Annotated in this window: 5 protein-coding genes; all 5 read left to right on the top strand. The window is 70.8% G+C overall.

Translation table 11 applies throughout. The features are described from left to right. Window positions 1-600: ROK family protein (locus ACIHIX_RS47820; RefSeq protein WP_399966968.1), on the top strand; the 600-nt coding region annotated here is incomplete at its 5' end. A gap of 84 nt (window positions 601-684) precedes the next feature. Next, complete coding sequence (locus tag ACIHIX_RS47825; protein WP_399966970.1) at window positions 685-2,202, top strand: sugar ABC transporter ATP-binding protein; 1,518 nt, start codon at window positions 685-687, stop codon at window positions 2,200-2,202. Next, entirely contained in the window at window positions 2,199-3,218 is a 1,020-nt protein-coding gene (locus tag ACIHIX_RS47830) for an ABC transporter permease (RefSeq protein ID WP_399966971.1), read from the top strand. Before ACIHIX_RS47825 ends, ACIHIX_RS47830 begins: the two co-directional genes overlap by 4 nt. Window positions 3,219-3,235: 17 nt before the next feature. Next, the gene (locus ACIHIX_RS47835) at window positions 3,236-4,273 is read left to right on the top strand and encodes a substrate-binding domain-containing protein (RefSeq protein ID WP_399966972.1); all 1,038 of its coding nucleotides are present in this window, start codon (window positions 3,236-3,238) and stop codon (window positions 4,271-4,273) included. An 82-nt stretch (window positions 4,274-4,355) separates the two neighbouring features. Beyond that, window positions 4,356-5,558 (top strand): Gfo/Idh/MocA family protein, encoded by a 1,203-nt coding sequence (locus ACIHIX_RS47840; protein ID WP_399966973.1) that lies wholly within the window; start codon window positions 4,356-4,358, stop codon window positions 5,556-5,558. The last annotated feature ends 56 nt before the right edge of the window (window positions 5,559-5,614 follow it).

Genomic DNA, 5,614 nt, shown 5'->3' on the forward strand with positions numbered 1-5,614 from the left:
GCGGGTGTCGCCCGTTCCGTGGGGGACTTCCTCTGCGTCAAGATCGGTACGGGTATCGGTTGCGGCATCGTCGTCGGCGGCAGTGTCCACCGCGGGGTCACCGGTAGCGCGGGCGACATCGGGCACATCCAGGCGGTGCCCGACGGGCGTCCGTGCGCCTGCGGCAACCGGGGCTGTCTGGAAGCCCACTTCAGCGGGGCGGCCCTCGCCCGGGACGCCGTCGAGGCGGCCCAGCAGGGGCTGTCGGACGAACTGGCGAGCCGACTGGCGGCGAACGGCGCTCTCACCGCCGTCGATGTCGCCGCAGCGGCCGCCGCCGGTGACGCCACCGCCCTCGACCTGATCCGCGAGGGCGGCAATCACACCGGCCAGGTCATCGCCGGCCTGGTCAGCTTCTTCAACCCCGGTCTGGTGGTGATCGGCGGTGGCGTGACCGGCCTCGGCCACACCCTGCTCGCCGCGATCCGCACCCAGGTCTACCGCCAGTCGCTGCCTCTGGCGACCGGCAACCTGCCCATTGTCCTGGGGGAGTTGGGCCCCACCGCCGGCGTCATCGGCGCGGCCCGACTGATCAGCGACCACCTGTTCTCACCCGCGTAGACCCGACCTCCGTACAGCTTCGGTACCGCACCCCCTGCTTCGCCCTGCCCTGAAACCGGCCCGCACGCCCGCCAAGGGGACCTCATGGCACCAGAACCACCGCTGCTCAGCATGTCCAAAATCACCAAGTCGTTCCCCGGCGTCCGGGCCCTCGACGGCGTCGACCTGGAGGTCCAGGCCGGTGAGGTGCACTGCCTGCTCGGCCAGAACGGGGCCGGCAAGTCCACCCTCATCAAGGTCCTCGCCGGCGCCCACCAGCCCGACGGCGGGATCATCACCTGGCGCGGTTCACCGGTCACCCTGCGCTCGCCCATCGCCGCCATGCGCCTCGGCATCGCCACCATCTACCAGGAACTCGACCTGGTGGAGCACCTGTCCGTGGCCGAGAACGTCCACCTCGGCCACGAGCCGACGACCGCCGGCTTCGTCGTACGACGGCGCAGCGCGCGGTCCTCAACGGCTCAGCTGCTCAAGCGACTCGGGCACGCCGAGATCGATCCGGCGCGCCTGGTCGGCGAGTTGTCGGCGGCCCAGCAGCAGATCGTCTCGATGGCGCGGGCCCTCTCCCACGACGTACGGCTCATCGTGATGGACGAGCCCTCCGCCGCTCTCGACCCGGACGAGGTCGACAACCTCTTCCGCATCGTCGGCGACCTGACCGCCGACGGTGTCGCCGTCGTCCACATCTCCCACCGGCTGGAGGAGATCCGGCGCATCGGCGACCGGGTGACCGTGCTGAAGGACGGCCGGGCCGTGGCCGGTGGGCTGCCCGCCAAGAGCACGCCGACGCGTGACGTCGTCGCGATGATGACCGGGCGCAACGTCGAGTACGTGTTCCCGGACCGGCCCGTCTCGGCTCCCGAGGGCGCGCCGGTCCTTGAGGTACGAGGGCTCGCACGGGACGGTGAGTTCGAGCCGCTCGACCTCACCGTGCACCCCGGGGAGATCGTCGGACTCGCCGGACTGGTCGGCTCGGGGCGCTCCGAGATCCTGGAGACGATCTACGGCGCGCGGAAGCCGTCGGCCGGTCAAGTGAGCGTCGACGGCAGCCCGTTGCGGACCGGGAGCGTGCGTGCCGCCGTCCGGGCCGGACTGGGGCTCGCCCCCGAGGAACGCAAGGCGCAGGCGCTGCTCATGCTGGAGTCCGTCACCCGCAATGTCTCCGTCTCCTCCATGTCCCGCTTCTCGCACGGAGGTTGGCTCGACCGGAGTGCGGAGCGAGGCGCTGCCCGGGCGGCCACGCGCGAGCTGTCGCTGCGCCCCGACAACCCCTCCGCGCCGGTCCGCACCCTGTCCGGCGGCAACCAGCAGAAGGCCGTCCTCGCCCGCTGGCTCCTGCGCGGCTGCCGGGTACTGCTCCTCGACGAGCCGACCCGAGGTGTCGACGTCGGCGCCCGCGCCGAGCTGTACGCGGTGATCCGCCGGCTCGCCGACGAGGGCTTGGCCGTGCTGCTGGTCTCCAGCGAGGTTCCCGAGGTGCTCGGCCTCGCCGACCGCGTCCTGGTGCTCCGCGACGGGCGCGTCGTGCACACCGCGCCCGCCCGCGAACTCGACGAACACCGCGTACTCGACCTCGTCATGGAAGGAAGTCCGGCGTCATGACGCAGCATGCCTCCCCGCCGCGGGACAACACCGACAAGGTGCCGTCGACCGGTCAACCCCCTTTGTGGCGTGGCTTGTTCGCCCACGCCGACGTCCGCACGCTCTCGCTGCTCGGTGTCCTCGCCGCGCTGGTCCTGGTCGGCGGGATCACCAAGCCGGACGAATTCCTCGACACCCGCAACCTTCAACTCGTCCTCACCCAGGCCTCCGTGATCGGCGTCGTCACGGTCGGCATGACCTTCGTGATCATGTCGGGCGGTATCGACCTGTCCGTCGGCGCGATCGTCGCCCTCGCCTCCGTGTGGGCGACCACCGTCGCCACCCAGGAGTACGGCTTCGGCGGCATCCTCCTCACCGCGGTCCTCGTGGGTCTCGGCTGCGGCCTGGTCAACGGACTGCTCATCGCGTACGGCGGGATGGTCCCGTTCATCGCCACCCTCGCCATGCTCGCCTCGGCGCGTGGCCTCGCCCTGCAGATCACCGACGGCAAGACGCAGATCGTCACCGTCGACAGCGTCCTCGACCTCGGTCTGCGCGACGCGTACGTCCTCGGCGTCCCGCCGCTCGTCATGGTCTTCGCCGTCGTCACCGTCATCGGCTGGCTGGTCCTCAACCGCACCACCTTCGGCCGCCGCACGGTCGCCGTCGGCGGCAACGCGGAGGCCGCCCGGCTCGCCGGCATCGACGTCCGCCGCCAACGCCTCTACCTCTACCTGCTGTCCGGGCTGTGCTGCGGCATCGCCGCCTTCCTGCTGATCATCCTGTCCGGCTCCGGCCAGAACACCAACGGCAACCTCTACGAGCTCGACGCGATCGCCGCCGCGATCATCGGCGGCACGCTGCTCAGCGGCGGCCGGGGCACCATCACCGGCTCCGTCCTCGGCGTGCTGATCTTCACCACGATCACCAACATCTTCGCCCTGAACAACCTGCAGAGCGACGTCCAGCAGATCGCCAAGGGCGCGATCATCGTCGCCGCCGTGCTGGTCCAGCGCCGTACCGCAAGCACGACCTGAGGAAAGGGTTCACCGCCATGCCAGAGCTCACCAGTCGCAGAGGGCTGCTCTTCGGTACCGCCGCCATGGGAGCCGGTGCCCTCCTCGTCGGATGCACGAGTAACGACTCCGACGACGAACCGGCAGCCAACGACCAGCCCGCCGCCGACGACAAGCCCGGCAAGGCCGTCACCATCGGCTTCGCGGGCCCGCAGGCCGACCACGGCTGGCTCAACGCCATCAACGACAACGCCAAGAGCCGAGCGAAGAAGTACTCGGACGTGACCCTGGAGATCACCGAGGGCTCCAACGACACCGCCCAGCAGATCGGCCAGATCGAGACGCTCATCAACAAGAAGGTCGACGTCCTGGTGATCCTCCCGGCCGACGGCAAGGCCCTCACCCAGGTCGGCCTCAAGGCGATGCGCGCCGGGATACCGGTCATCAACCTCGACCGGATCTTCAACTCCCCGCAGGCGTACCGCTGCTGGATCGGCGGCGACAACTACGGCATGGGCCTCAACGCCGGGCACTACATCGGCGAGAAGCTCAAGGGGAAGTCCGACGCCCGCGTCATCGAGCTGGCCGGTCTCGACAACCTGGAGCTGACCCAGCAGCGCACCAAGGGCTTCGACGACGCCCTGAAGAACTACCCCAACGTCAAGAAGGTGGCCCGGCAGGCCGCCGAGTTCACCGTGGAGTCCGGGCAGGCCAAGATGGCCCAACTCCTCCAGGCCCAGTCGAAGTTCGACGCGCTGTGGAACCACGACGACGACCAGGGCGTGGGCGCGCTCAGGGCCATCGAGCAGGCCGGGCGCGACGACTTCCTGATGGTGGGCGGCGCCGGCGCCCTGTCCGCGTTCCAGGCCGTCAAACAGGACGACGGCGTCCTCAAGGCGACCGTCCTGTACCCGCCGACGATGGCCGCCTCCGCCATCGACCTCGCCCGTGCCCTCGGCCAGAGCAAGGGCGTCGGCGGCCTCGCCGAGTTCGAGATCCCGGCCTCCATCACCCTCTACTCGGCCGTCGTCGACAAGACCAACGTCGACCAGTACATGTCCACCGGCTTCAAGTGAGCCGTCCGCCCGACGCGCCGCGCTGGCACGTCGGGCAGGCCGCACCCCCCACCGCGCCACGACGACGAGGAGGACATCGCGCATGGCACAGCCGCAGCAGTCAGAAGGGGGCGAGAAGCCGCCGCTCCGGGTGGGCATGGTCGGCTACGCCTTCATGGGCGCCGCCCACTCCCAGGGCTGGCGCACCGTGGGGCGCGTCTTCGACCTGCCCAGGCGGCCAGTGCTGGCCGCGATCTGCGGGCGCGACCCGGACGCCGTGCGGGCGGCGGCCGACCGGCACGGCTGGGCGGCGGCCGAGACCGACTGGCGGGCGCTGATCGCCCGGGACGACGTCGACCTCGTCGACATCTGCACCCCCGGCGACAGTCATGCCGACATCGCCGTCGCCGCGCTGGCCGCGGGCAAGCACGTGCTGTGCGAGAAGCCCCTCGCCAACACGGTCGAGGAAGCCTCGGCGATGGCGCGGGCCGCCGAGGAGGCGTACGGCCGCGGCCAGTTGGCGATGGTCGGCTTCAACTACCGCCGGGTGCCCGCCACCGCCCTCGCCCGGAACATGGTCGCCGAGGGCCGACTCGGCACCCTGCGGCATGTGCGAGTGACCTACCTTCAGGACTGGCTCGTGGACCCGGAGTTCCCCCTCACCTGGCGACTGCGCAAGGAGCTGGCGGGTTCGGGCGCGCTCGGCGACCTGGGCGCCCACATCATCGACCTCGCCCAGTACCTGGCGGGGGAGCGACTGGCCGGGGTGTCCGCCATGACGGAGACCTTCATCCGTGAACGGCCGCTGCCGGCCGGTGCGGTGAAGGGCCTGTCGGCCGCCCCGGCCGGAGGTACCGGCCCGGTCACCGTCGACGACGCCGCCCTGTTCACCGGCCGCTTCACCTCCGGCGCCCTCGCCTCCTTCGAGGCGACCCGCTACGCCACCGGCCGCAAGAACGCCCTGCGCATCGAACTCAACGGCGAACACGGCTCGTTGGCCTTCGACCTGGAACGCCTCAACGAACTCTCCTACCACGACGGCACCGAGCCCGGCACCCACGCCGGCTTCCGCCGCATCCTCGTCACCGAACCCGACCACCCCTACCTGGACGCCTGGTGGCCGCCCGGCCACGGCCTCGGCTACGAGCACACCTTCGTCCACCAGGCCCGCGACCTCGTCCGTGCCGTCGCCGAGGGCCGCCGCCCCGACCCGTCCTTCGCCGATGGTCTCCAGGTGCAGCGGGTGCTCGCCGCGGTGGAGGAGAGCGCCGAGAAGAACTCCGTCTACACGCCCGTCGCCGTCTGAGGAGGGTCTCCGAGATGCCACGACAGTTCACGCTCTTCACCGGCCAGTGGGCGGAC

It is taken from the genome of Streptomyces sp. NPDC051913, from assembly GCF_044593635.1.
GTDB lineage: Bacteria > Actinomycetota > Actinomycetes > Streptomycetales > Streptomycetaceae > Streptomyces.

What these genes read in the sequence shown, in the direction of transcription:
- ACIHIX_RS47830 (WP_399966971.1), top strand. Translation starts at nt 2,199, where the DNA reads ATGACGCAGCATGCCTCCCCGCCGCGGGACAACACCGACAAGGTGCCG.
- ACIHIX_RS47825 (WP_399966970.1), top strand. Translation starts at nt 685, where the DNA reads ATGGCACCAGAACCACCGCTGCTCAGCATGTCCAAAATCACCAAGTCG.
- ACIHIX_RS47835 (WP_399966972.1), top strand. Translation starts at nt 3,236, where the DNA reads ATGCCAGAGCTCACCAGTCGCAGAGGGCTGCTCTTCGGTACCGCCGCC.
- ACIHIX_RS47840 (WP_399966973.1), top strand. Translation starts at nt 4,356, where the DNA reads ATGGCACAGCCGCAGCAGTCAGAAGGGGGCGAGAAGCCGCCGCTCCGG.